Below are 22,958 nucleotides of genomic sequence, written 5' to 3'. Positions count from 1 at the left end.
AGGCAACCACAGTACGTTTATACTAGTAACAAGATTACCAGGCAGAGGATTGGCTTACTGGCGTGTAGATACAAAAGTGCAGACCCGGTTGGTCCGTAATACTTGCTAAAGAATTAATATCATAGGAAACTGCTTCCACAGCGCCAGGGATTTGAAGGGAAACCCGATTCACCTTTTTGAGCTGGATATGATGCTGCTTCCACATGGTGTCAAACTCCATACTTTCCACACGCAGCCGTTCTACCGTCTCCTCAAACCAAGGATCTCCTAAATACTTGTCATAATAGGTTCTAAAAACAGCTACCGAATAGGACGCGAATTCTTCCCAGTTAACCATTCGACGACGTAATTCGGAATCCACGAACAACAAACGAATCATGACACGTTCAGAAACGGACAGGGAAGAAAAATCGGTAATCACCTCATTCGCCGCGCTATTCCAAGCAAGCACTTCCGCTTTTTCATTGCTGATAAAGGAAGGATAGGACAACTGATCGATAATACGTTGCCACTGTGGATTCAGCATTGTCTGGATGGGCGAAATCGCAACCGTCTCATTGGGATTCCACAATTGAATTAGATGCGCTCTCTCATCATGAGTTAATTGTAGAGCTTCACCTATACTTTTGATAATCTCCTTAGATGCTGTTACTTCTCTACCTTGTTCCAGCCATGTGTAATACGTCGCACTGACACCTGCCAGCATAGCAACTTCTTCTCGGCGAAGCCCCGGTGTTCTTCTTCGCGGGCCCTGTGAAAGCCTAAGACCTGCCTGCTCTGGTTGAAGTCGATTTCTACGTGATTTCAGAAAAGCTCCCAACGTTTTCGATTTACTATTATCATTAGACATGTGTTACCTCTTTTCGAATCAATCGCTATAGAACGCTCACAGTCCCTCGTCAAACAACTGTAGGCCTATGATTTCAAAGGCGACACCGTCGCCCGCTTTAACGTTGACATCACCATTCATTTCTTCAGAATCCAAAATAAACGTAGTGTCTCCTACTACAATCTCCACACATTCTATCTCGTCTGCTTCGCCTTGCATCACTTGATGTATCGTTCCTTGAATCCAATAGTCGCCTAGCTTTGGTTGAGGTCGAAAAATCCCTGTCTCTTCAGTAGACTTCAGCCTTCTGAACCCCTCTATACTGGACTGAGAAGTCTCGACCGAAATTACACAACCGGGAATCATCTTATTCAAGCTTTGTTCATAGGGGACAACATACGCATATCCGGAGGTCAGTTCATGCCAAAAATATGTCCAGTAGCCGTATACTTTTTCCTTGCCAATATTACGAATGGTGATATGCTGATCTTTATTTATTTCCTTGATCTGTACGCGCATCTATAGAATCCTCAGTAGATATTTTTCTTATAATAATAGTGTTTAAAGCCTCTCGGAGCATCGTCAATGACACCAACGACTTCATACCCCTGCTTTTCATAGAATTCGGGCGCTTGGAAAGTAAAGGTATTAAGTTGTATAAAATCGCACCCTTTTTCTTTAGCAATTTGTTCAATTTCACCAAGTAGTTGTGAACCGTAGCCCTTTCCTCTGTAGCTCTGATCTACCCACAAAATATCAACCTCCACCCAGTTCCAACATAGTACACTTAGGAGACCGCCTATCACCTGACCGTCTTCATTTTTAAGCGTAAGATTAATCTCTTCGTATTGGGTTCGAATATCTGCTGGAACGTGTTTCGCATTAAACTCAATCAACTTGTTTCTGACTAAACGCGCTTCATCTCTACTACTTCGATTCATCTGAGGTTCCAGCGTCATGGCATAAATCCTCCAATTTGAAATGATTACTAGCACTTACTGATTTAAATATAGAAAATAATAGGGTTAAAATACTTTCATCTTCCTACTGTTATATATTGTATATACTTTTCTATGTTTAGTCACATGATTCAATTTAGATGGACAGAATTATTCTAATCTAAATATCGCTGATTAAAGTCGTTCCCTGGATTCATGCAAAATATTTAGTAACGAAAAAAGCAGGCCCCTCTGAAACGGAGAACCTGCTATCCTTTATATCCATCGTCTGCCATACAGGAGAAGAGAGGGGATGATTAAATTGAAATATCCAGTGATTTCCCAACTCCCGTAATATCGCTGCTGTTAGCGCTGTTGATACGAGTTGTTTCTGTGTTACTTGGAGCGGGCTTTTCCATTTTTGGAGTTGACGTACTGCTGGATTGCGAACTTTGCTGTGCAATTTGAGCTTCAATCTGTTTAATTTGTTGCTGAAGCTGCTTCATTTTTGTTTCTTTTGTATCTTTATTATCCTTACTTTGCTGTACCTTGTTGTACTCCGCTTCAAGTTGAGCTTTTTGCTTTTCCAGACTAGCTGTATCGTTGGTACTGGATGAAGATGAAGTGCTTGAAATAGATATAGAACTGCTGGATGTGGATGAAATGTTCATACGAGATTTCCCCTTTATAAAAGTATGAGTTTACACGTGTGGGCTAACCGGTTCTAAGCTATGGTGTTGCACTCTAATGACTATGACTACGATGATACAGATTATTCAAAAGTCTTAGCGATTTTATCGAATAAAGCCGATATTTCTTCATCTGTGGCATTCGTAGGAAGCGGAGCCTGCATTCCTCCCGTGTATTCCATGAATTCCTTACTCAATTCGAGTGAATCGTTAGATTTCTTGTGTGTGGTATGACCCGCGGTATTTAGTCCATTCTCATGTGACTTCACCGTATTCGAATGATCATAGGAAGTCGTGATAAGATGTCTGTTAATGGATAGTGACAAAATAGATCCCCTCTCAGTGTACATAATGTTTTTGGCTGCCCACCTACCTTTCATCGGTAGCAAATCTGAATGCAACCTGAGGGTATGCTGAATGATAACTGAATCAATACAGACTCATTAATACCGTAACCCTTTTATTATTTCCTAGACCATAGTCAAGGAAAATCCCCTCCGCAAGACGGGGGGATCAACCCTACTTGAGACAGGAGTAAGTAAAGGGATAATTTGTTACTCTTAGCAAAGAATAAATGAACGTATTTTAAAAATTGAAAGTAGGGAAATGATGTATGATCCGTATTAGCCATTTGGTTCACGAGAGACTTATGTTCCTAGTCAAATTTTTGTACTCGCCTGCATACGTGGGTAGTGTAACACCAAGTTCCAGATTTTTAGCTAAAAATATGATAGAATCCATTCCATGGAGTGAAGTTCATGCTGTTGCCGAGCTTGGTGCTGGAACAGGGGCAATTACCCAATACATCCCGTCTGCTGCTGAATTTCAACCTAAGGTTTTACTCTTTGAGAAAGACCAAACCATGCAGCAGAGTTTAAAAAGAAGATTCCCGAATTATCTATGCTATTCCGACTCGCGTGAGCTTCAGCTTGCTATGAAAAATGCCCAAATAGAACAGCTTGATTGCATAATCAGCGGGCTGCCTTTTTTCAATTTTCCACAAGCGATGCGGAATCAAATTGTAGAACAAATTCATCTATCGCTCAGGGATGGAGGAATGTTTGTGGCCTTTCAATACTCTAAACAGATGAAGCAGCAGTTAGGTGAATGGTTTGATATTGAAGAAATCAAGTTTGTGCCCATGAATGTTCCACCCGCATTCGTGTATGTATGCCGAAAGAAAGCTTAAGAAAGGAGGACGGGTATGGACGTGGAATATTTAATTTCCATCATCGAACAATACGGCTATGCGGCATTATTCTTTTCTCTATGGCTTGGGATTGTGGGTCTACCCATCCCGGATGAAGTCATTGTGATGACTGGCGGGGCTGTAACAGGCATGGGCATACTTCATCCGTTACCCGCTTTTTTAATTGTATATCTTGGGGTTATATCAGGCTTGTCCTTAGGTTATGTATTGGGGAGAACCGTGGGCACACCGATTCTAGAACGTTTACGCCGGAAGAAAAAAATGGACAAGTACATTACGTTTTCGGAAAAATTGATACATAAGTATGGGAACTTCACTATTTGCATCAGTTATTTGCTGCCGATCGTCCGTCACATTATTCCTTATATTGTCGGAATCAATAAAATGAGCTTCAAGCGCTATGCCCTCTTCTCTTATTCAACGGGTTTGATCTGGACGCTGATCTTCTTTCTACTCGGGCGTATCTTTGGCGATCATGTACAGGCAGTAGGAGAACTGATTCATCGTTATGGCTTGCAGATGGCATTGCTTGTCATCATGCTGACCATTATATTTTTTATAATGAAATTAGTATGGGGAAAGAAAACAACGGAGGAGTAAAGGTAGAACACGGTCGGCTAGTCTCCTGCAAAGGAGGCGATGCCTGTGGAGGTTAAAGATACATTGATGTTGATGATTCAATTTGCGACATTGGTGATCTTGATTCTTTCCTTCAACAAAAAGAAATAGACCGCCCTCTGGAAAAGGAATGCGGTCTATTTTACTAATTCAACCCTACAACTACCGCCCTTATAAGCGGCTGTTGTAAAAGAGTGAGGATGTTGGCTGCATCTTTGCTATTTTTCAGTATATACTTATTAGCTTTAGTTTATCACAGGAAAAACCATATTGCCAATATGGAAAGCCTTTAAAGTGGCGGCTTACACCCGAGCTATTTCTTTAATTGAAGCAACTTAACCAGCTTATCATGAATGGCAGTATTCGGGTAATTCCCGCTAAACTGAGAAGAGCCTGGGCCCATCGCGGTTAACGCCACATCAACAGATGTATGTCCTCCCGTGGTCCAGTCAATATAAAACTTTTCATTAGAGCCTTTTACAGTAAAAGGGCCGTCCTCTTTGGAAACACCTTCACCGGATTCATCCTCCGCATCTTCGCCTTCAATCGCCAAACCGCCCGTTTCATGATCTGCCGTCACCAACACTAATGTATCTGGATGTGCTTTGGCATAATCTTTAGCTACTTTAACGGCCTTATCGAGCTGTTGCCCAGCCTTAATCGTTAGCTCACCTTCATTGTCATGCGCCATCTCATCCGTTCCTTCTTCTTCTACCATCAGGAAAAAACCTTTTTGGTTTTTGGAAAGAACATCAATCGCTTTGGTCGTCATATCCGGTAAAGAAACCGTTGGATTGTAAGAGTTACCCTGCTTGTTGTGAGCTTGGAACATCTCTTCATTGGCGAACAGCCCCAGCAACTTAGAACCTTTGGCTGCTTTCATTCCTGTCTGATCCGTCACATAGCTATAACCCAGCTTCTTCGCTTGTTCTACCAAATTCCCTTGAGTTCCCTTACTCGCTTCCTCAGGATCTTCTGCCGGAGCATCTGGATGTTTGCCTACTGTTCCGGCAGGGTACCAGAAATCCTCACCACCGCCCAGAATAACATCCAGCTTGCTTTTCTCCAAATACTGTTTGGCAATCTCGCTTTGAGCGGAGCGTTTTTCGACATGCGCACCAAAGGCAGCCCCCGTTGCGTCTGTCACTTGGCTTGTCGTCACGACACCTGTAGACATGCCTGCTTTTTTAGCCAGCTCCATAATCGTTGTCACTGGTTTTTTATTCAAATCCATTCCAATCGCGCCGTTATACGTTTTCACACCTGTTGCAATAGCAGTCGCAGCGGCGGCAGAATCCGTAACCAGGTTATCCCCTGAACTTGTGCTAACCAGGCCGGTTACAGGCATGTTGTCCATTTCAAGTAATCCCGATTTCCCTACCGTCGCCAAGCGAATCGCGTTGCGACTTGCTTCTCCCATACCATCGCCGATAAAGAGAATGACATTCTTAGGGGCATCGACTTTCGCTGACGAGGTTTTCTGTCCTTTGGATACCTGTGTCGTAGTAGACTTGGTATTAGATGAGGCTGCAAAAGCGTTAGGGATATTAGCAGATAACAATGGCGCACTCAAAACGGTAATGGCACCTAAAGCAAGGATACTCTTTTTCATCGAACGCTTTTTCACAAGGTCACACTCCAATAAATTTAATATTCATATATGATAAAGTAATCATATATCTGCTTTGTAAAGCATCGTAAAGCAATAGATTACACGAATGTAAAATTTGGAGTGCTCACCTGTTTTTTATAAGACAAAAGAAGGCACCGACTCTTGGTATATCAAAGTCGTTGCCTCTTATATTAAATCGCAGCGATATTTTTGCCGATCGGCATGGTGTAGTAGAGCGGCTTTTGCTGTCCATTTTGCTGATAGACTACAAGCAGAAGCGTGCGGCCTTCGGCAGTCAATGGGCTACCCCCACTCAGGATATGATCCAGACTGAACGGCAGTACATCCAGCACAGCGTGCTTTTGCAGTTCTTTTTCACTCAGCTTCAAGGAAGCAAAGGCTGGGATAATCTCGCGGTATGGCTGCGGCTGTTGACTGCCTACATCCGTTCCGCCTGTACTCTCCTTGCTCGCATCTGCCACAAAATCTGCAACCACAGGTGACAACAGCGCATCCGGGTGCTGGAGAACCATTTTCATATAGCTGGACCAATCATTCTTCTCCAAGCTATGCTCCCACCAAATTTTACGCGGCTTATATTTATGGTTAAGGAAATAATCAAGCTTCATCAGTCCAAGCACCATATCCATTCGCTTTGTTCCACGCGATTCCAGAAAGGACTGGAGACGTGTGAACAAGTCTTCGAGCTGATGTCCGATTTTTTGCCAGCCCTGTCCTTCCCAGTAGTCTCCGAATTCCTGAAAGAAATCAAAGGCGGACGAGAATTCACGCTCAATCAGATAGTTGACTGTATGATCCATACGATGAGAGTTCCAGTATTTTTCCAATACATCTTCCAAGCGCTTGAGTCGGACGATATCGGCAAAGGAAAGGACGTCATTGCTCAGCATTTCATACGGCGCAACATCCATATACGTATAGTTATACTTGTCTGCGTCGATACGCAGTCCGGTGCCACGCAGCATTTTGAGGAAGCCAAGTTGAAGCTCTTCCGGGCCGAGCGCAAAAACGTCATTAAACGTTTTACGGAATGTGTTGTAGTCCTCCAAGGGCAATCCGGCGATCAAATCCAAATGCTGGTCGATTTTACCGCTTTGTTTGACCTTTGTAACAGTACGAGAAAGTTTGGTAAAGTTCTGGCGACGCTTAACCAGCTCATTGGTAGGATCATTCGTTGATTGGACGCCGATTTCAAAACGAAATACGCCCGGCGGCGCGTTTTCCGCCAAATAATCCAATACCTCGGGACGCATAATATCTGCCGTAATCTCAAACTGGAAGACACATCCACGGTGATTTTCAATCAAAAATTTGAACATTTCCAGTGCATAATCGCGTTTAATATTAAACGTCCGATCCACGAACTTGATTAGGTTGGCTCCATTGTCGATCAGATATAAAATATCTGACTTTGTGCGCTCAATATCGTAATAACGCACCCCAACCTCAATGCTAGACAGACAAAACTGGCAGCTGAACGGACAGCCCCGGCTCGTTTCGAAATAAACAACCCGTTTCCCGAGTTCCGGTATATCTTCTGCAAAACGATAGGGCGACGGCAGCTCGTTCAAGTCCGCTTTCGGGCGACCGGGCATCTGAATGACCTCTTCTCCCTTACGGTAAGCCAGTCCATACACAAAATGGAACTTGCGATCCCCTTCCAGCTCCTGCAGCAGTTGATGGAAGGTTTCCTCTCCTTCACCAACCACGATAAAGTCCACATTCGCCAAACGCTTCATCCAGTGATCCGTATCGTAGGATACCTCTGGACCACCCAGAACAATTTTGACTTCGGGCATAATCTTTTTCAACACATCAATGACTTTAATCGTCTCTTCAATGTTCCAAATATAACAGGAAAAGCCGATGACATCTGCCCCCCGTTGAAACAAATCGGATACGATGTTCATCACCGGGTCCTTAATCGTGTACTCCGCCAGCTCGATATCAAAGTCCTTTTCACTGTAGGCTTTGAGGCATCGAATTGCCAGCGAGGTATGAATATATTTTGCATTTAACGTTGATAAAATGACTTTCATAGGTCACAACCTTCTATAGTTTGCATGAACTTTTATATCCTTATCTTAGTATGGCTATTCAAAATCCTCGTACACATCGTCTGTATAAATCTCGTCCTCGCTTATCGTTCCTCCGATATTCCCTTGATTTTGAAAAAAATCAAGAAACGGCTTGCCGTACTTGCGGAACTTCACTTCTCCGACACCCTTGATCCGCAACATGTCTGCCTCGGATTGCGGGCTCGCTACGCTCATCTCACGCAGCGTCGCATCATTGAAAATGATATAAGACGGTACATGCTCCTGAGCGGCCAGATCGCGGCGGATCAGGCGCAATTGCTCGAACACGGTTTCGTTGACTGCAGCCGGGTATGCATCGCGTCCCTGTCGTCCGCGTGAACCTGCTCCACCTGCAAAAGCCGTGGCATGTCGCACAACACGCTGCATGACTTCTCGCTGGCCCTTCAGCACTTCAGCGGCAAGCTGCTGCAAGCGTACGACTGGATATTGTCCCTCGGACAACATCAGATAGCCTTCCGAAACAAGAACATTGATGATTTCGGCGATCTCTTTTTCCGTCCGGTTGCCCATCACGCCATAGGTTGGTAGGCTGTCAAAACCATACTGCAGCACTTTTTTGTTACGCGAGCCTTTCAATACCGAGGCGACCATCGAGACCCCATAACGTTCCCGCATGCGATGAATGCACGAAAAAATCTTTTGCGCATCTATGGTCATATCAACCAGTTCCCGTTCATCTGTACATGAACTGCATATGCCGCAAGCTTCATGCTCCTCCGCTTCTCCGAAATACTCAAGCTGTGCCGTACGTAGGCAACGAGTCGTGTAGCAATAATCAACCATCTGCTGGAGCTTGCGGTAGTCGTTGCGCTTGCGGTCTTCATCCTGTGGATTTTGCTCAATTAGGAACTTCTGCGTCACAATATCTTGCGGTCCGAACAGCAAAATACATTGACTCGGGTCGCCATCACGTCCTGCGCGTCCCGCCTCTTGCACGTAAGCCTCCATATTTTTAGGCATGTTGTAGTGAATGACATAGCGTACGTTCGATTTATCTATCCCCATGCCGAAGGCATTGGTTGCTACAATGACACGGATATCGTCGTACAGAAACCCTTCCTGGCTATCTGCACGCTCCTGATCTGTCATCCCGGCATGATAGCGTCCAGCCGCCATGCCTGCATCACGCAGCCGTTGGTACAAATCGTCCACGTCCTTACGTGTCGCCGCATAAATAATGCCCGATTCACCCTCATGCTCACGGGCGTAATTCAGTAAAAAGCTGCGTTTGTCTTCCCCACGCAGCACACTGAACGCCAAATTGGGCCGTCCAAGGCCTGTAACGAACGTCTCGGGTGAGCGCAGACGAAGCAAGCGCACGATGTCATCCATGACCTGCGGTGTCGCCGTTGCCGTAAACGCAGCCACGATTGGGCGTTCATACAGCCCGTCCACGAATGGAGCCACAGCCAGATAGCTGGTACGGAAATCATGGCCCCACTGCGATACGCAGTGCGCCTCATCTACCGCAACGCAGGAAATCGGCAACTGAGCCATTTCATCGCGAAACCAGTCCAGTTCCAGTCGTTCCGGTGCGACATACAGTAACTTCAAGTCACCATTCCGTGCGGCTCGTATGCGATCATTCACTTCTCGACCACTCAACGTACTATTGATGTAGGCAGCAGCAATCCCCATCGTGGTCAGCGCATCCACCTGGTCCTTCATCAGCGAAATGAGCGGTGACACGACAATGGTCAGCCCCTCATGCAACAACGCGGGGATCTGGTAGCATATCGATTTTCCGCCCCCTGTCGGCATGATGCCCAACGTATCGTTGCCCTCCAGCATACTGGCCACAATTTTCTTTTGTCCCTCCCGGAAATCGGGATAGCCATAAAATTTTTGCAGCAAGTCCTGCGCCCGTTCCAAGGTTGGTGCTTGTACACTCATAGTTTCAAAACTCCTCATATTTCTAGCGTCCTTGACGCATATCGGCTTTTCTTTCGTTACCTTTAGTTTACCGGGGTTCAGGGTAATGTTCAACCGCTAGAAGACTACCAATCTGGTTTAGTCCCTTATGGCGTTCGCTGTTTTCTCATGATATAGTGAACACGGTGCCGAAAATTTGTCCATAATTATGAAGAGACACGGTTCCAAGAAGGAGAAAGAACCCATGAACAATCGGAAACCCCAACGGAAAAATCATACAAAATCTACGTCAAACGCAAGCCATTCCAAACACAGTCATAAACCTGCCGGAAGATCTGGCTCCCATAGACCGGAAGCTCCACGGAGAACGAATGCTTTTGATAAAGCCCCTGCCAAAACATACATCGTCCAGGAGCCTGCCGAGCTGTTAAGCTTTTTAGTAGAGCATGTGACTGGCATGGGTCGCAACTCCATTAAATCAGCACTGGCTCGTGGGCAGGTGTCCGTCAACGGCATTCCGCGTACCGTGCATAATTTTCCACTGGAGCAAGGTCAGACTGTCGCTCTTTCCAAGGAAAAGGTAATTCCCGTCGTACCACTGACTGGGCTACGTATTTTGCATGAGGATGAAGCCATTATCGTTATCCATAAGGATGCCGGGTTGCTGTCCGTGGCTTCAGCGCAGGAGCAGGAAGTAACAGCCTATCGCCAGCTTACGGCCCATGTGAGACGCGAACATCCGTACAATCGTATTTTTGTACTGCATCGTTTGGATCGTGATACATCAGGAGTGATGATGTTTGCGAAAAGCGAAGCCATACAGCAGGAAATGCAAAAAGCGTGGAAGGAAGTTGTGTATGAACGAACATACATTGCTCTTGTAGAAGGACAGGTTAAAAAAGCTGAGGGTACAATCACCTCATGGCTGAAAGAAAGCAAGACGCTAAAAATGTATTCCAGTCCTTATCCGAATGACGGACAACACGCAGTCACTCATTACAAGCTACTTCAAGCCAATCGGCATTTTTCTTTGCTGGAAGTACGTTTGGAGACCGGACGCAAAAACCAAATCCGCGTACATATGGAGGATATCGGTCATCCCATTGTTGGAGATAAAAAATACGGTTCCAAATCCAAGTCGATTGGGCGCCTTGGCCTACATGCGAGGGTATTGTCTTTTATTCATCCCGTCACCGGGGTATTGCTGCGTTTTGAATCCGACATCCCTAAAACCTTTTTGAATCCGTTCCGGGAGTAGAATTGAGCAAAGCATACGGAGATTAGATAGAAAAATAGAAGAGGAAATGAGGGGGCTGTAGAAGGACAGCACCCTTTTTTGATTGATTAAGCGGTATACCTCCGAACACCATCAGCCATTTTCATCAACTCATCCCATATATATATGGGCGTATTACACACTGGACAATCTACCCAACCATTTAAATAGGGTAATTGGGCAATCAGCTTGTTCTCTTCAATTTTTTGGGCATATTCGTGTAACCACTGCATATTAGCACCTCTATGGTCCAATGAACGGGGGCGAATCGGTTGGGGAACCAGATTATCTGAATTTACAGGATCCTTATCATAGACAACCAAGGTGTCATTCTGTTCATCAGGCCAAATATAGAGCGGGGTACCGCAATGCGGACAATCCAGCGTATATTCGTCACCAGTATCGAAGCTTTGTAGCATATAAGCTACGCAGCGATAACCCTGAAAAGCGGCACCCGCAGCCAGAACATAGCGTTTACCGACATCTCCTTCGTGTTCTTTCGCATACAGCACCATTTCTTCAGTCAATTCTGCAAGTCGGACAATGGCACACCGATATTGCGCGTAAATATATTCAGCCAGACTAGAATCCACTTTCACCTGATCCCTTGTAAATTCCAAAGGAACTTTGGTATGTAAGGGATTGTTATTCTTCGCTTCGAATATTCCGCAAATGTTATATATATCTGCACGAATCCCTATATCAGAACTTTTTAACGCAATGTCTACAAGGTAAGGTACAGCCGCAAATGTACAAGTATACAACGTATTTTGGTGATACAGCTCCTCCCAATACAAGGTGTCAGCCATTTCGCCATCATATCCGGCTTGGAGCTGCTTCAACATTTCCGGGACGTATTGAGAAGAACCATAAGGGCCTTGGAGCAGAGTCCAGGCCGGATCGGACAAAGCCAGCATCTTGATACTCCTTCCACCGTTTTTCTTACAGTAAAGGATTTTGCAAAAATCCAATAAGCGACTTCCAATGAACAAAGGTATAGAACGAAGTAGTTTAGTTCGTCTATATCTTGCACTTCGGAGCGACTGGAATCGAATTGTGCAAAATCCTGACAGTAACATGGGATCGGTTTGTAAATTAAACTCGCTAACAAATTCATTTTAACTTCATAATTCTCAGCTTCTTACGTTTATTTTATTATACGCATATTATTAGCTGAAGTTGCTTTCTCGATTTATGCAATATACAAAATCACTATTTTTCCGGGTCTATAATCATATTCGGTTAAGCTTTCGGCATTGTGAAGGTGATACACATTAAATTACTGAATTACTAACCTGGTTCTTAAGTTCTACTACGAGTTCTCTGTCAGTTCAGTTCCTTCTTCGTATACATAGTTCATATTATAAGTCCTGTTACTTAAAAATTGCTGAGTAAGAAATAAAGTATATATACATTAAAATTTCCATACATGTAAAAACAAAGCCACTCCCCTGCCTGTTTTTAATTATGCCAAACGGGTAAGACATACTTGTTCAAGCCTTTAATCTAACAGCTACAGAACTGATTTTATGAATCGGTATATGAAAAGGCGTGTTGGGAATATTATGTATGAATACTGCGACTATAAGGGGAAATAGCCTATGACCATAACACCGGAACAGCGGATTACCCTGCACGGATTTAACAACCTGACCAAATCATTGAGCTTCAATATGTACGATATTTGTTACACCAAAACCAAAGAAGAACGCGAGGCGTATATTGAATATATTGATGAACAATACAACTCAGATCGGCTGACAGCTATTTTAAAGAATGTATCTGACATTATCGGCGCCCATGTGCTCAACGTAGCCCAGCAGGATTATGTTCCTCAAGGAGCCAGCGTGACAGTACTTATATCAGAGGGACCCATTGTGGAGGTTCCGACTGAATCTTATGCCGAGTCACCAGGCCCCCTACCTGAATCTGTCGTGATACAGCTGGATAAAAGCCACATTACGGTTCACACCTACCCGGAATATCATCCAGACGAGGGGATCAGTACGTTTCGAGCAGATATTGATGTCTCTACCTGTGGGGAAATCTCCCCGCTCAAGGCACTCCACTATTTGACTCATTCTTTCGACACCGACATTATGACAATTGATTACCGGGTACGCGGCTTCACACGTGATATGAATGGACATAAGCTTTTCATCGACCATGATATCGGCTCCATTCAAAACTATATTCCAGACGAAGTGCGCAGTCAGTATGACATGATCGACGTGAATGTGTATCAGGAAAATATTTTCCATACCAAATGTAAGCTAAAACAATTCGATTTAGACAATTATCTGTTCGGCTACACCAAGGAAAGTCTGACTGAAAAAGAGCAACAAAATATATCAACACGTCTCAAAATTGAAATGGACGAAATTTACTACGGTAAAAATATGACGTAACAGATCGAATGCGTGAAAATAAAGTGAATCATTTCATTGAAAAAAAGGATGATCGCTTGGACTGAAATACAGCCAGGCTTTCGTCCTTTTTTTGATACAAAATAAAAGATATTACTCAACTTGATCTGTACAAGCGAGTGATTGTTCACTATGATAGGGGAAGAAACCACTAATTTAAAATATCAGCATAGATTTTACATCCGCTTCATATTGTAAGCGCAATCAATCGATCCTACGTATGATTTTGTCATGGAAGACAAAGGAGGAATTTGCATGCAAGGCGGTATTGGCGGTAAAAATATCATTTTACGACTGGAAATTTCCACAGAGCACATCCAATTTGGTCAATTGATTACGTTGGTAAACGAACATGGCGGGGATGTAATTGCCATTGACGTCATCCGCACCTCTGAGAAGGTCACTGTGAGAGATATTACAGTCACCATTGCTGATCCAGCAGAAATCGATCAAATGATTGCCCGGATTAAAAAAGCACAAGGTGTTAAGGTATTATCCATCTCTGATCGTACCTTCCTATTACACCTCGGGGGCAAAATTGAAATGCAGCCCAAGGTCCCCATTCAAAACCGCGATGACTTATCCCGGGTATATACCCCCGATGTGGCACGCGTATGTATGGCGATTCACGAGGAACCGGACAAAGCTTTCCGTTTGACGATCAAGCGCAACACGGTCGCCGTCGTCTCTGACGGAAGCGCTGTCCTCGGGCTAGGCAACATCGGTCCCTATGCAGCCATGCCAGTTATGGAAGGCAAAGCTATGCTGTTCAAGCAGCTCGGGTCCGTCGATGCCTTTCCCATCTGTCTGGATACGCAGGACACCGAAGAAATCATTAAGGCCATTAAGCAATTGGCCCCAGCCTTTGGCGGTATTAATCTGGAGGATATTTCATCGCCACGATGCTTTGAGATTGAGCAGCGGTTACGTAACGAGCTGGACATACCTGTTTTTCATGACGATCAGCACGGTACAGCTGTCGTTTTGTACGCAGGGCTGATCAATGCGCTCAAGGTTGTCGGCAAGGCCCTGTCTGACGTCAAAATTGTCGTCTGTGGTATCGGGGCTGCGGGTGTGGCCTGTACGAAAATTTTGCTATCTGCAGGAGCAGTCAATATCATTGGCGTAGATCGTCACGGAGCGCTTACAGCGGATGAAACATACGAGCATCAAATGTGGAATTGGTATGCGCAGCATACCAACCCCGAACGGCTGTCTGGCACGCTGTCCGAGGTTCTGAAGGACGCTGACGTGTTTATCGGACTCTCGGCAGGCGGACTACTGCAACGAGAAGACGTGAAACGTATGAAAGAAGCCCCGGTACTGTTCACTATGGCTAACCCGGTTCCCGAAATTGCGCCAGAGGACGTCGAGGACATTGCGGGTGTCATCGCCACCGGACGTTCGGACTATCCTAACCAAATTAACAATGTGCTTTGTTTCCCAGGCATCTTTCGAGCAGCGCTCGACTGCCGTGCCCGTGAAATCAACGAAGAGATGAAGCTGGCGGCCGCCGAGGCCATCGCAGGCACGATCCGTCCTGAAGAACTAAACAAGCTGTATATAATCCCTGGTGTATTTAACGAGAGTGCGGTTCAACGGGTGCGTGAAAAGGTAATTCAAGCCGCAATTGCGAGTGGTACAGCGAGAAGAGTGCCTCGGGATTTCAGATAAAAGAAAAGGATTGCTCCCCTAAATGCGGGTGCAATCCTTTTTGCTATGGAAAGATGAGGCTGCATATCCGTTATCTTCACAGCGGTTATGACCTCCATTTAGAGAACAATTGACTGGCACGCTGGGCAAATTCCTCCAGATTAAAGTTGGAGTTGTCCAGCTTGTAGTACCATTTTTTAATCGTATCCAAAATCCATGAGGGAACTTTAACCTCCGAGATACCGGAATAAAACGTATGATACGCCCACACCAAATGCTCCCAGCGCTTGTCATCGCCTTCCTTCACGTATTCAGATACGTCCAATACCTTGGCACGCCCGTCTTGCATGAGTACATTCTTGAGGTGGATGTCACGGGGGTTCAGCCCCTTGGATCGGACAAATTCTCTCGCCTTTTCCACATCCAGAATGACCTGCTCTGGCACAGGAATTCCTTGCAGCAAACAATCCAGCAGCGTAATACCGGATTCATAACTTATGACAATATACTTGTCGCCTTTTCCGTAATAATGAGGAAAAAAGTCAGACCCTCGCAAACGCTCATATACGTCGGCCTCCGCATCTTTCTTGTCGATCGCCATGTCTGAGTACACCTTGAATGCGTAGCCTGGCAACGTATCCAGCGTAAATACGGCCGCATCTGTCCCGATGCCAATACAGCGGACGTCTTGAGTGGCTGTTTTAATGGTAACCGGATCATTATCCTCTGTACTGTATACGGTCACTTGACTTATGATGTCTTCTGCCTGCCTCCATTGTTCTACCATGCGCGATCCCCTCCTTTTCTGTTCTAAACCATTACCAATGAAATTAGATCTATAACAGATAAATAGTATTACGGGTTAGCTTTGGGAATGGCTTCAAAATAGGTTGATTCTTTTAGAAAAAACGGTATGTGCCGTGTCTAACGAGCGTCCGGCAAAAGCAACCTTCTTAACTCTGCATAGCTTGCCGCTGTTTTATAGATTCCTAGCACGTCAGTTTCCGGGGGAGCGTTCCTGTGATTGAACCAGATCACCTGCCAATTCGCAGCTATAGCTCCCGCCACGTCATTGCGCCAGGAATCCCCAATGTAACAGCAGTGCTCTGCTAACGTTCCTGTCCGTTCGTTCACTACTTCAAAAATGCGCGGATCAGGCTTGGCATAGCCAACGGTTCCAGATACAAAGATATGCTCTGCTGCAACATGATTTTCCAACGCCATAGCCTTGATCTTGCTCATCTGGTGTTCTTCAAGACCGTTTGTAATTAATCCAACTAAAAAGCCAGCCGAGCTCAAATCATTTATTAACGAGGTAGCCCCCTCAAAAGGCTCAATTCGGTACTGACGATCCAAATATTCTTGTTGAACATGTACTGCCTGCTCACGGGTAATTTCTATCCCGAATTCTTGTAAAGCCAGAATGAAACGGCTTTCTCTCATCTCATCCAGTTCATGCGTCCCTGCCTTCCCCTCCAGTAGTCCTCCTTTAGCCGATAGTACATCGCTGTAATAGCGAATACGATGGTAGGCTTTCTCAAAAGGAAAACGCTCACTCAATCCTAATACTGCTCGCAATGCATCGCGTGTAGGGTGCAAATGATCGTACATCGTATCATCTACATCAAAAAAAACAGCCTTCTTTTGCAAGTTCATATGCCCACTTCTTTCTGTTAAATCTTCGGATGTCGCTCCTTTTCACCTTGTCCTGATATTATACCCGTTGGCCTGTTGCGTTGCACCCTGTCCTTCACACTGCGCTCCTGCATTCACACTTCACGGTTGCTAACATACACTGAAAAAGACCGCATTTTCGCAAACTCACTTTACTTCTCTACCGAGCTAATATAGGTATCTTGTCCTGCTTTGCCCGAAAGCGTTTTATTTGACAACACACGGGTAAAAGGTCACATTTTTGAAAAGATTCGTCATACAGGTTTACATTTCGTGTAAAATCACGTACCTTTTAGGGATGGACGCTTTATGGATGTATTGGATAAGGGAGGCAGACACGATGGATTCCGGTTCTAACCTAGCCTATGGATCAGCTACACCTTTGATTGAGGCACTTATAGAATTTGAAAAGGAGCTCGAAGCGAACCGGCATTCTTTGAGTTTTGATTTGGGATTGATTATGGAGCAGGGCCGCGCGCCACGATATATGGCTACACCACCAGATGTTATTCCTTTTGCCCATGCAGGGGTGGACGGAATACATTATGGCTTTTTAACGGATTTTGGTCTTGAAAAGGACCTTTCACAGGCCCCTATCGTATGCGTATCTCCCGTCGATTGGACGGGTGTATGGGTGGTTGCCCGTCATTTGCAGGATTTTTTAAGTGTTGTTTATACAGAGAACAGTTCATTACAACGATACTACGCCAGTGGAGATGACTATTCTGGACATGCAGGTCAGCGACTGCCTCAGATTGTAGATGAACGTACCGCGTTTGTACGCGAATGCTTCCGGGAACGCTTTGGTATCGAACCGATTCAGGATATGGCTGCCTATATCGATAGTTTGCGTACAGAACGGAAGCACAATGAAGCAGCTCCTACGCTGAACGGCTTGGGCATTCAGGTATCTTCTTCTGCGAAGCATAGCTCTTCTAAGGAGAGTGCCCTCTTGACCGTAACGGAGCCTTTCCTTTGGGAACAACAAGGCGAAGCTGTGCGTGAGTTATTCCACAACGGTTCGCGTGAAGCCAGACTGGCCTTTATTCGAGATGCCCAGACACGGCATCTGTTCACCCATTCTGCCCTTCGTGCTTTTGTAGCTGGACAGCTTAAGTTGATGGGCCTATCTGAGGCCGCAACATATCTGGAAGAGTCCTACTATACCGTTATTCCTGATATGATAGAATCATGACGAATTCCTTGGATTTCCCTAACCTAACCGCCTCCGAAAAGGCGGCTTTTTGTGCTACAATAAATGAAAATAATAGGGTCGAACGGCCCGGTACGAATGAAAGAGAGCGAGCATGAATAATCATTCCTATCCTACTCCTGAAATCATTGAGGTTTGTCTGTTGGCGGGCAAACTGATGATGCAAAATGGAGCCGAAACCTATCGTGTTGAAGACACGATGTCCCGCATTGCTTCGGCCTATGGCATATCCCAGTCCCATAGCTATGTCACACCAACTGGGATTTTTTTTGCCATTAATGACTCGGAGCCTGCCACGCTCATTCGCATCGTAGAGCGGACCACCGATTTGCACAAGGTGACAGAGGTCAATTCCATTTCACGTAAAATCAGCACAGGTGATTTGTCTCCCCGCGCTGCCGTCAAGGAGCTTTCGGAGATTGAATGTGGTCCCCTCCGTTATTCTAACCGTATACAGCTGATGGCTGCTGCGTTGGCCAGCGGTTGCTTTATGATCATGTTTGGTGGAGTTTGGCGAGATTTCCCCGCAGCTGTGTTATGCGGAGGTATCGGATTTGCAGCCGTACAGTATTTTCACAGGCTCGTTAAGGTTAAGTTTTTCTCAGAGTTTTCTGCATCTTTTCTAATCGGTTTGCTGGCGGCTCTATTAACGATAGTAGGCTGGGGACAGATGATGGATAAAATTATTATTGGCTCTGTCATGCCACTGGTTCCAGGCTTGTTAATTACAAATGCCATCCGTGATTTAATGTCCGGGCACCTTGTTTCGGGTCTTTCCAAGGGAGCCGATGCTTGCCTGACGTCTTTCGGCATTGGAGCTGGCGTTGCGGTGATCATTTCTTATATGTGATTCGGAGGAGATTCAAGTCTATGCTTGCACAATTATTCACAAGCTTTATTGCCACCGCTGCATTCGGCATACTTTTCCATGCCCCTCGGCGCTCGCTACTGCAATGCGGTTTCGTCGGTATGCTAGGCTGGCTGGTCTATTATTCAACTACGGACAGCATGGGACCTGTGAGCGCCAGCCTTTTGGCAACGATCCTCATCGGCATCGTCAGTCAAGGCTTTGCGCGGCTGTACAAAATGCCTGTGATTATTTTCAGTGTCGCAGGCATGATTCCGCTCGTTCCAGGGGGAATGGCCTATAATGCCATGCGCCAGTTCGTACAACAACATTATCCGCAGGCACTGGAGCTGGCGATGAGCACGCTGATGATCGCAGGAGCGATTGCTGTCGGTTTGGTGCTGTCTGAAGTGCTTAATCAGATTTTTCACAGTATACGTTTTAAACCACAGCGCTAAAAGCGATGAAAATAGAAAAGCAAAAGAGGCTGCTCCCAAAATCATCTGCAGTGTATGAGACGATTTTGGAAACAGCCTTTTTCTGTACACGTTACAAAGAATATTTATATGTCATAAGCTTATTCATCCACTCGCTTACCCAATATCGCTAAATCTCGCTCTATGCTGTCCAGCACAGCTACACGCGGATAGTACCCCCATTGCTCAAAACCAAACTTCCGTAGCAGCCCAATACTTGGCTCATTATGACCAAAAACAAATCCCAACAACGTGGTAATCCCCAGTCTCGGACATTCATTTAGCAAGTGCTGCACCAGTCGACTTCCTGTTCCGGTTCCACGAGAATCCTCATGGACGTATATGCTAATTTCTGCTGTACCGTTATAAGCTGGACGCCCATAAAAGGACTGAAGACTGGCCCATCCGGCAATTGTACCCTTTTGTTTTAAAACCCACAAAGGCCGGTGGTTTTCCTGATGAGCCTCAAACCATGGAATTCGACTTTCCACTGTCACCGGTTCCAGATCTGCCGTGACCATTCGTCCTGCGATCGTAGAATTATAAATGTCCACAATATCGGGAAGATCCTCTTTGCATGCAAATTCAATGGAAAAAGATTGGTCGTTATTCATTATTCGTATCCGCCTCCTATTGTGTGATTTATTTATTGTACAAGACAAGCGCCCGATCAGCCATATCGAGTTGTTTTGCGGATTAGTCCCAAAGGGTTTTATAATAGAGCTTGAAGAAAAACAAAAACGGAGTAAGCGATTTAACATGACGAGACGGGAGGTATGTTTCGGAGTCAAGGATTCTGAAGCAGCTTAATATGAATATTGGAACTCAACTCTTGATTTTGGAAATACCTATGGAATCTTTTTTTGGAAAAACAACCATTTATCCTGTACTGCTCAAGGACGAGGATGGACTTACACTGATTGACACGGGAATGCTCGGCCAATTGGAGCCATTACGCAAGGCTATTTCAGATGTGGGTGAGGATATCAGCCGCCTGAAAAGAATTATTTTAACACATCAAGATATTGACCATATCGGAAATGTTCATGCACTGCTGGACTTGCTGCCGAATACTGCCCTGTTAGCCCATAAGGATGACGTCCCTTATATGACAGGAGAGCGACCATTTGTGAAGCTAACGCCGGAACGGATTAATCAGTTGGATACTACGCTCAAGCAACAAGCAGAGGATCTGATTCGCCGCCTGCCAGATTTGCGCTTTGCTCATATTCTTGAGGATGGTGAGCATCTACCCTATGGTGGAGGAATACAGATTATACATACACCCGGCCACACGCCCGGGCATATCAGCTTGTATGTGCCCGCACAAAAGCTGCTCTTGGCAGCAGATGAGTTGCTTGTAGTCGAAGGTGAACTGGTCGGTCCCGCTGAGTCGGCTACGCCGGATATGCCACTGGCCCTAAAGAGCCTCGATAAACTGACTGTATTGGATGTTGATAAGGTACTCTGCTACCATGGTGGTTACTATGATCAGAATGTACAGGCACGTCTGCAAACATTAAGTCAGGAAAGAGAATAAGTCATTCCATGCTATAAATAATGATGTATGAAGAGCTATAATGAATAAATAGGCAGAAAGGAATGAGACTTTATGAATGAGAAAATAACCCGACTGTATGATGAACTGAAGTCACAGTCTTGGGACGGCCTGCTTGTGACCGATCCTAAACATATTTACTACCTGACGGGCTTTGCCAGTGATCCGCATGAGCGTTTTCTTGGTCTGGTGTTGCTTCGGGACCAAGAACCAGAACTGATCGTACCCGCCCTGGATGCAGAAGCCGCCCAAGCTGCTTCTTCTGTGACTCGTATATCCACCCACACCGATACGGACAATCCATATGATCTGCTTCGTCAACGCACAGGCACCGGTGTGAAAGCATTCGCACTGGAAAAGGAGCACGTCTCCGTCCTCCGTTACGAACAGCTACATACTGCCATTGGCGCGGCTCAATATGTGGACCTGGGTCCAGTGCTTCAAGAAATGCGTGTGAGAAAAACTCCTGAGGAAGTACAACGTCTGAAACATGCAGCTCGTTTGGTGGAAGATGCCCTTCGTCACGGTCTCACCCATGTGCGTGAAGGGGTGACGGAAGTCGAGCTGGTGGCCGAAATCGAATACCAGATGAAAAAAATCGGTGCAGATGGCCCGTCTTTTGACACAACAGTGCTGTCTGGACCCAAAACAGCCTTGCCTCATGGTGTTCCGGGTACCCGCAAGCTGCAACACGGCGATCTGCTCATGTTTGATATGGGCGTATATTCCGATGGTTATGCTTCGGATATTACACGTACTTTTGCTTTTGGAAAGCTATCGACTGAGCTCGAAACAATTTATAATACGGTTCTTCGCTCGAACGAAGCAGGAATTGCCGCCATTCGCCCGGGAGTTTCCTGCGCATCCGTAGATCAGGCAGCACGGGCTGTTGTTGAATCCGCTGGATATGGCCCTGCCTTTAACCATCGAGTTGGACACGGCCTTGGCATGAGTGTTCACGAATATCCATCTGTACACGGAGGCAATAGCGATCTGCTTCATGAAGGCTTCGTGTTCACAATCGAACCCGGCATCTATGTGCCAGGCCTCGGCGGTGTGCGGATTGAAGATGACGTTCTGGTCACCTCTGATGGTGTTGAAGTGCTTACATCTTTTCCAAAAGAACTGACAGTGCTCGGATAAATCCATTTGCTATTCATTATATAAAAAGTATGAAAAAAGGAGGGGTAACCCCAAGCCATCATGGCTTTAGGGTTTGCCCCTCCTCTTCTATAAAGCTGAAATTGCGTGCAATGTACAAAATGGGTGTACCCGCCGCAGTCAATACAAATTTTAAGATGTAGGTGGTGAATAATATCTCGATCCATATCCCCCACGCATAACCGTAAAAGGCAATAGTACAGAAAATGAGCGTATCTATAAACGAGCTGATCATCGTGCTGCCATTGCCGCGAATCCAGAGCTGATGACGTTCCGGGAAAAACTTGCGAATCCAGGCGTACAGACGCACGTCCAGCAATTGACTGACTGCATAGGCTGTCAAGCTGGCAAGCGCAAGCCTTGGCAACAATCCAAACAGCTGTTGCATCGGGGTCTGGGCAAAATCCGTTGCAGTTGGCTCGAATTGCAGCACCATTTGCATCGTGACCGTCGTCATAATCAGAGTGAAAAAGCCGAACCACACAGCTTTACGCGCCTCTTTAGGCCCATATTTTTCATTCAGCAAGTCGCTGGCCATATACATAGAAACATACATCGTATTTCCCAATGTCGTGGTAATGCCGACCAGATCAATCGTTTTGGTTACCTGAATGTTAGCTAGTACAGTAGCAACACCAATCCAGGCGTACAGCCCTTTTTTACCGAACAACCGAAAACATAACAAAAAGAACATAAAATTGACGAGGACAAAAGCTGCCCCCCATAAAAGATTAAACATAAAATCCTCCTAGTTTTGATAGCGCGGGATGGTTGCGAACCGCGGTT

24 protein-coding genes are annotated in these 22,958 nt (G+C 45.5%); 11 read left to right on the top strand and 13 right to left on the bottom strand.

Annotated features, from left to right (window positions below; genetic code table 11):
* Positions 1 to 34 precede the first annotated feature (34 nt).
* From MKY75_RS06845 to MKY75_RS06825, 5 genes are all read right to left on the bottom strand, one after another.
* Complete coding sequence (locus tag MKY75_RS06845; protein ID WP_318626847.1) at positions 35 to 850, bottom strand: helix-turn-helix transcriptional regulator; 816 nt, start codon at positions 848 to 850, stop codon at positions 35 to 37.
* 36 nt (positions 851 to 886) lie between these two features.
* Entirely contained in the window at positions 887 to 1,348 is a 462-nt protein-coding gene (locus MKY75_RS06840) for a hypothetical protein (RefSeq protein WP_318626848.1), read from the bottom strand.
* An 11-nt stretch (positions 1,349 to 1,359) separates the two neighbouring features.
* Positions 1,360 to 1,788, bottom strand: coding sequence for a GNAT family N-acetyltransferase (locus tag MKY75_RS06835; protein WP_165144965.1), 429 nt, complete (start codon positions 1,786 to 1,788; stop codon positions 1,360 to 1,362).
* Positions 1,789 to 2,084: 296 nt separating this feature from the next.
* Positions 2,085 to 2,438 (bottom strand): FlxA-like family protein, encoded by a 354-nt coding sequence (locus tag MKY75_RS06830; protein ID WP_165144962.1) that lies wholly within the window; start codon positions 2,436 to 2,438, stop codon positions 2,085 to 2,087.
* A gap of 101 nt (positions 2,439 to 2,539) precedes the next feature.
* The gene (locus MKY75_RS06825) at positions 2,540 to 2,782 is read right to left on the bottom strand and encodes a hypothetical protein (RefSeq protein WP_340884779.1); all 243 of its coding nucleotides are present in this window, start codon (positions 2,780 to 2,782) and stop codon (positions 2,540 to 2,542) included.
* A 287-nt stretch (positions 2,783 to 3,069) separates the two neighbouring features.
* Between MKY75_RS06825 and MKY75_RS06820 the strand changes: the two genes are divergently transcribed.
* From MKY75_RS06820 to MKY75_RS25570, 3 genes are read left to right on the top strand one after another with little or no spacing between them, the layout of a single operon-like run.
* Positions 3,070 to 3,645, top strand: coding sequence for a class I SAM-dependent methyltransferase (locus MKY75_RS06820; RefSeq protein ID WP_029516416.1), 576 nt, complete (start codon positions 3,070 to 3,072; stop codon positions 3,643 to 3,645).
* 15 nt (positions 3,646 to 3,660) lie between these two features.
* Positions 3,661 to 4,266 (top strand): DedA family protein, encoded by a 606-nt coding sequence (locus MKY75_RS06815; protein ID WP_029516415.1) that lies wholly within the window; start codon positions 3,661 to 3,663, stop codon positions 4,264 to 4,266.
* 39 nt (positions 4,267 to 4,305) lie between these two features.
* Positions 4,306 to 4,395, top strand: coding sequence for a putative holin-like toxin (locus MKY75_RS25570; protein ID WP_367988533.1), 90 nt, complete (start codon positions 4,306 to 4,308; stop codon positions 4,393 to 4,395).
* Between the two features lie 202 nt (positions 4,396 to 4,597).
* Here the strand turns inward: MKY75_RS25570 and MKY75_RS06810 are convergent, their stop codons facing one another.
* From MKY75_RS06810 to recQ, 3 genes are all read right to left on the bottom strand, one after another.
* Positions 4,598 to 5,911: an alkaline phosphatase gene (locus MKY75_RS06810; RefSeq protein WP_029516414.1), complete on the bottom strand. Its 1,314-nt coding sequence runs from the start codon at positions 5,909 to 5,911 to the stop codon at positions 4,598 to 4,600.
* Between the two features lie 176 nt (positions 5,912 to 6,087).
* The gene (locus tag MKY75_RS06805) at positions 6,088 to 7,956 is read right to left on the bottom strand and encodes a B12-binding domain-containing radical SAM protein (protein ID WP_069012020.1); all 1,869 of its coding nucleotides are present in this window, start codon (positions 7,954 to 7,956) and stop codon (positions 6,088 to 6,090) included.
* 54 nt (positions 7,957 to 8,010) lie between these two features.
* Complete coding sequence (recQ, locus tag MKY75_RS06800) at positions 8,011 to 9,909, bottom strand: DNA helicase RecQ (RefSeq protein WP_340884776.1); 1,899 nt, start codon at positions 9,907 to 9,909, stop codon at positions 8,011 to 8,013.
* 223 nt (positions 9,910 to 10,132) lie between these two features.
* Here recQ and MKY75_RS06795 point away from each other — a divergent pair, with 223 nt between their 5' ends.
* Complete coding sequence (locus MKY75_RS06795; RefSeq protein ID WP_340884774.1) at positions 10,133 to 11,146, top strand: RluA family pseudouridine synthase; 1,014 nt, start codon at positions 10,133 to 10,135, stop codon at positions 11,144 to 11,146.
* 86 nt (positions 11,147 to 11,232) lie between these two features.
* Here the strand turns inward: MKY75_RS06795 and MKY75_RS06790 are convergent, their stop codons facing one another.
* Positions 11,233 to 12,081, bottom strand: coding sequence for a hypothetical protein (locus MKY75_RS06790; RefSeq protein WP_029516410.1), 849 nt, complete (start codon positions 12,079 to 12,081; stop codon positions 11,233 to 11,235).
* Positions 12,082 to 12,765: 684 nt separating this feature from the next.
* Between MKY75_RS06790 and speD the strand changes: the two genes are divergently transcribed.
* The gene (speD, locus tag MKY75_RS06785) at positions 12,766 to 13,572 is read left to right on the top strand and encodes an adenosylmethionine decarboxylase (protein WP_029516409.1); all 807 of its coding nucleotides are present in this window, start codon (positions 12,766 to 12,768) and stop codon (positions 13,570 to 13,572) included.
* Between the two features lie 273 nt (positions 13,573 to 13,845).
* A complete protein-coding gene (locus MKY75_RS06780) occupies positions 13,846 to 15,264 on the top strand; it encodes an NAD-dependent malic enzyme (RefSeq protein ID WP_029516408.1) in 1,419 nt (472 codons plus the stop codon).
* A gap of 85 nt (positions 15,265 to 15,349) precedes the next feature.
* Here MKY75_RS06780 and MKY75_RS06775 read toward each other — a convergent pair whose 3' ends face one another.
* Together MKY75_RS06775 and MKY75_RS06770 are read right to left on the bottom strand one after the other, a co-directional pair.
* Positions 15,350 to 16,030 carry a serine/threonine protein kinase gene (locus MKY75_RS06775; RefSeq protein WP_029516407.1) on the bottom strand — a complete coding sequence of 227 codons (681 nt, stop codon included), beginning with the start codon at positions 16,028 to 16,030 and terminating at the stop codon, positions 15,350 to 15,352.
* 137 nt (positions 16,031 to 16,167) lie between these two features.
* The gene (locus MKY75_RS06770) at positions 16,168 to 16,899 is read right to left on the bottom strand and encodes an HAD family hydrolase (protein ID WP_340884771.1); all 732 of its coding nucleotides are present in this window, start codon (positions 16,897 to 16,899) and stop codon (positions 16,168 to 16,170) included.
* Positions 16,900 to 17,257: 358 nt separating this feature from the next.
* On the opposite strand from MKY75_RS06770, the gene MKY75_RS06765 reads away from it, so the two are divergent.
* From MKY75_RS06765 to MKY75_RS06755, 3 genes are all read left to right on the top strand, one after another.
* Complete coding sequence (locus MKY75_RS06765; protein ID WP_340884769.1) at positions 17,258 to 18,112, top strand: hypothetical protein; 855 nt, start codon at positions 17,258 to 17,260, stop codon at positions 18,110 to 18,112.
* Positions 18,113 to 18,224: 112 nt separating this feature from the next.
* Positions 18,225 to 18,980 carry a threonine/serine exporter family protein gene (locus MKY75_RS06760; protein ID WP_029516404.1) on the top strand — a complete coding sequence of 252 codons (756 nt, stop codon included), beginning with the start codon at positions 18,225 to 18,227 and terminating at the stop codon, positions 18,978 to 18,980.
* 20 nt (positions 18,981 to 19,000) lie between these two features.
* Positions 19,001 to 19,435 carry a threonine/serine exporter family protein gene (locus MKY75_RS06755; protein WP_013309318.1) on the top strand — a complete coding sequence of 145 codons (435 nt, stop codon included), beginning with the start codon at positions 19,001 to 19,003 and terminating at the stop codon, positions 19,433 to 19,435.
* A 119-nt stretch (positions 19,436 to 19,554) separates the two neighbouring features.
* Here the strand turns inward: MKY75_RS06755 and MKY75_RS06750 are convergent, their stop codons facing one another.
* The gene (locus MKY75_RS06750; protein WP_069012554.1) at positions 19,555 to 20,067 is read right to left on the bottom strand and encodes a GNAT family N-acetyltransferase; all 513 of its coding nucleotides are present in this window, start codon (positions 20,065 to 20,067) and stop codon (positions 19,555 to 19,557) included.
* Positions 20,068 to 20,264: 197 nt separating this feature from the next.
* Between MKY75_RS06750 and MKY75_RS06745 the strand changes: the two genes are divergently transcribed.
* The gene (locus MKY75_RS06745; RefSeq protein WP_069012553.1) at positions 20,265 to 20,993 is read left to right on the top strand and encodes an MBL fold metallo-hydrolase; all 729 of its coding nucleotides are present in this window, start codon (positions 20,265 to 20,267) and stop codon (positions 20,991 to 20,993) included.
* A gap of 72 nt (positions 20,994 to 21,065) precedes the next feature.
* Positions 21,066 to 22,154, top strand: a complete 1,089-nt coding sequence (locus MKY75_RS06740) for a M24 family metallopeptidase (RefSeq protein WP_069012552.1) — start codon at positions 21,066 to 21,068, stop codon at positions 22,152 to 22,154.
* A 58-nt stretch (positions 22,155 to 22,212) separates the two neighbouring features.
* Here MKY75_RS06740 and MKY75_RS06735 read toward each other — a convergent pair whose 3' ends face one another.
* Positions 22,213 to 22,911, bottom strand: a complete 699-nt coding sequence (locus MKY75_RS06735) for a queuosine precursor transporter (protein ID WP_165144939.1) — start codon at positions 22,909 to 22,911, stop codon at positions 22,213 to 22,215.
* Positions 22,912 to 22,958 lie beyond the last annotated feature (47 nt).

The organism is Paenibacillus sp. FSL L8-0663 (assembly GCF_038008125.1).
GTDB classification, from domain to species: Bacteria; Bacillota; Bacilli; order Paenibacillales; family Paenibacillaceae; genus Paenibacillus; species Paenibacillus polymyxa_D.
The sequence above is the reverse complement of the archived record's forward strand: the minus strand, read 5'-3'. Positions and strand labels throughout refer to the sequence as shown.

Excerpts from the sequence above, each read along its gene's own strand:
- MKY75_RS06845 (WP_318626847.1), bottom strand. The coding sequence starts at position 850 with ATGTCTAATGATAATAGTAAATCGAAAACGTTGGGAGCTTTTCTGAAA.
- MKY75_RS06840 (WP_318626848.1), bottom strand. The coding sequence starts at position 1,348 with ATGCGCGTACAGATCAAGGAAATAAATAAAGATCAGCATATCACCATT.
- MKY75_RS06835 (WP_165144965.1), bottom strand. The coding sequence starts at position 1,788 with ATGACGCTGGAACCTCAGATGAATCGAAGTAGTAGAGATGAAGCGCGT.
- MKY75_RS06830 (WP_165144962.1), bottom strand. The coding sequence starts at position 2,438 with ATGAACATTTCATCCACATCCAGCAGTTCTATATCTATTTCAAGCACT.
- MKY75_RS06820 (WP_029516416.1), top strand. The coding sequence starts at position 3,070 with ATGATCCGTATTAGCCATTTGGTTCACGAGAGACTTATGTTCCTAGTC.
- MKY75_RS06815 (WP_029516415.1), top strand. The coding sequence starts at position 3,661 with ATGGACGTGGAATATTTAATTTCCATCATCGAACAATACGGCTATGCG.
- MKY75_RS25570 (WP_367988533.1), top strand. The coding sequence starts at position 4,306 with ATGCCTGTGGAGGTTAAAGATACATTGATGTTGATGATTCAATTTGCG.
- MKY75_RS06805 (WP_069012020.1), bottom strand. The coding sequence starts at position 7,956 with ATGAAAGTCATTTTATCAACGTTAAATGCAAAATATATTCATACCTCG.
- recQ (WP_340884776.1), bottom strand. The coding sequence starts at position 9,909 with ATGAGTGTACAAGCACCAACCTTGGAACGGGCGCAGGACTTGCTGCAA.
- MKY75_RS06795 (WP_340884774.1), top strand. The coding sequence starts at position 10,133 with ATGAACAATCGGAAACCCCAACGGAAAAATCATACAAAATCTACGTCA.
- MKY75_RS06790 (WP_029516410.1), bottom strand. The coding sequence starts at position 12,081 with ATGCTGGCTTTGTCCGATCCGGCCTGGACTCTGCTCCAAGGCCCTTAT.
- speD (WP_029516409.1), top strand. The coding sequence starts at position 12,766 with ATGACCATAACACCGGAACAGCGGATTACCCTGCACGGATTTAACAAC.
- MKY75_RS06780 (WP_029516408.1), top strand. The coding sequence starts at position 13,846 with ATGCAAGGCGGTATTGGCGGTAAAAATATCATTTTACGACTGGAAATT.
- MKY75_RS06775 (WP_029516407.1), bottom strand. The coding sequence starts at position 16,030 with ATGGTAGAACAATGGAGGCAGGCAGAAGACATCATAAGTCAAGTGACC.
- MKY75_RS06770 (WP_340884771.1), bottom strand. The coding sequence starts at position 16,899 with ATGAACTTGCAAAAGAAGGCTGTTTTTTTTGATGTAGATGATACGATG.
- MKY75_RS06765 (WP_340884769.1), top strand. The coding sequence starts at position 17,258 with ATGGATTCCGGTTCTAACCTAGCCTATGGATCAGCTACACCTTTGATT.
- MKY75_RS06760 (WP_029516404.1), top strand. The coding sequence starts at position 18,225 with ATGAATAATCATTCCTATCCTACTCCTGAAATCATTGAGGTTTGTCTG.
- MKY75_RS06755 (WP_013309318.1), top strand. The coding sequence starts at position 19,001 with ATGCTTGCACAATTATTCACAAGCTTTATTGCCACCGCTGCATTCGGC.
- MKY75_RS06750 (WP_069012554.1), bottom strand. The coding sequence starts at position 20,067 with ATGAATAACGACCAATCTTTTTCCATTGAATTTGCATGCAAAGAGGAT.
- MKY75_RS06745 (WP_069012553.1), top strand. The coding sequence starts at position 20,265 with ATGAATATTGGAACTCAACTCTTGATTTTGGAAATACCTATGGAATCT.
- MKY75_RS06740 (WP_069012552.1), top strand. The coding sequence starts at position 21,066 with ATGAATGAGAAAATAACCCGACTGTATGATGAACTGAAGTCACAGTCT.
- MKY75_RS06735 (WP_165144939.1), bottom strand. The coding sequence starts at position 22,911 with ATGTTTAATCTTTTATGGGGGGCAGCTTTTGTCCTCGTCAATTTTATG.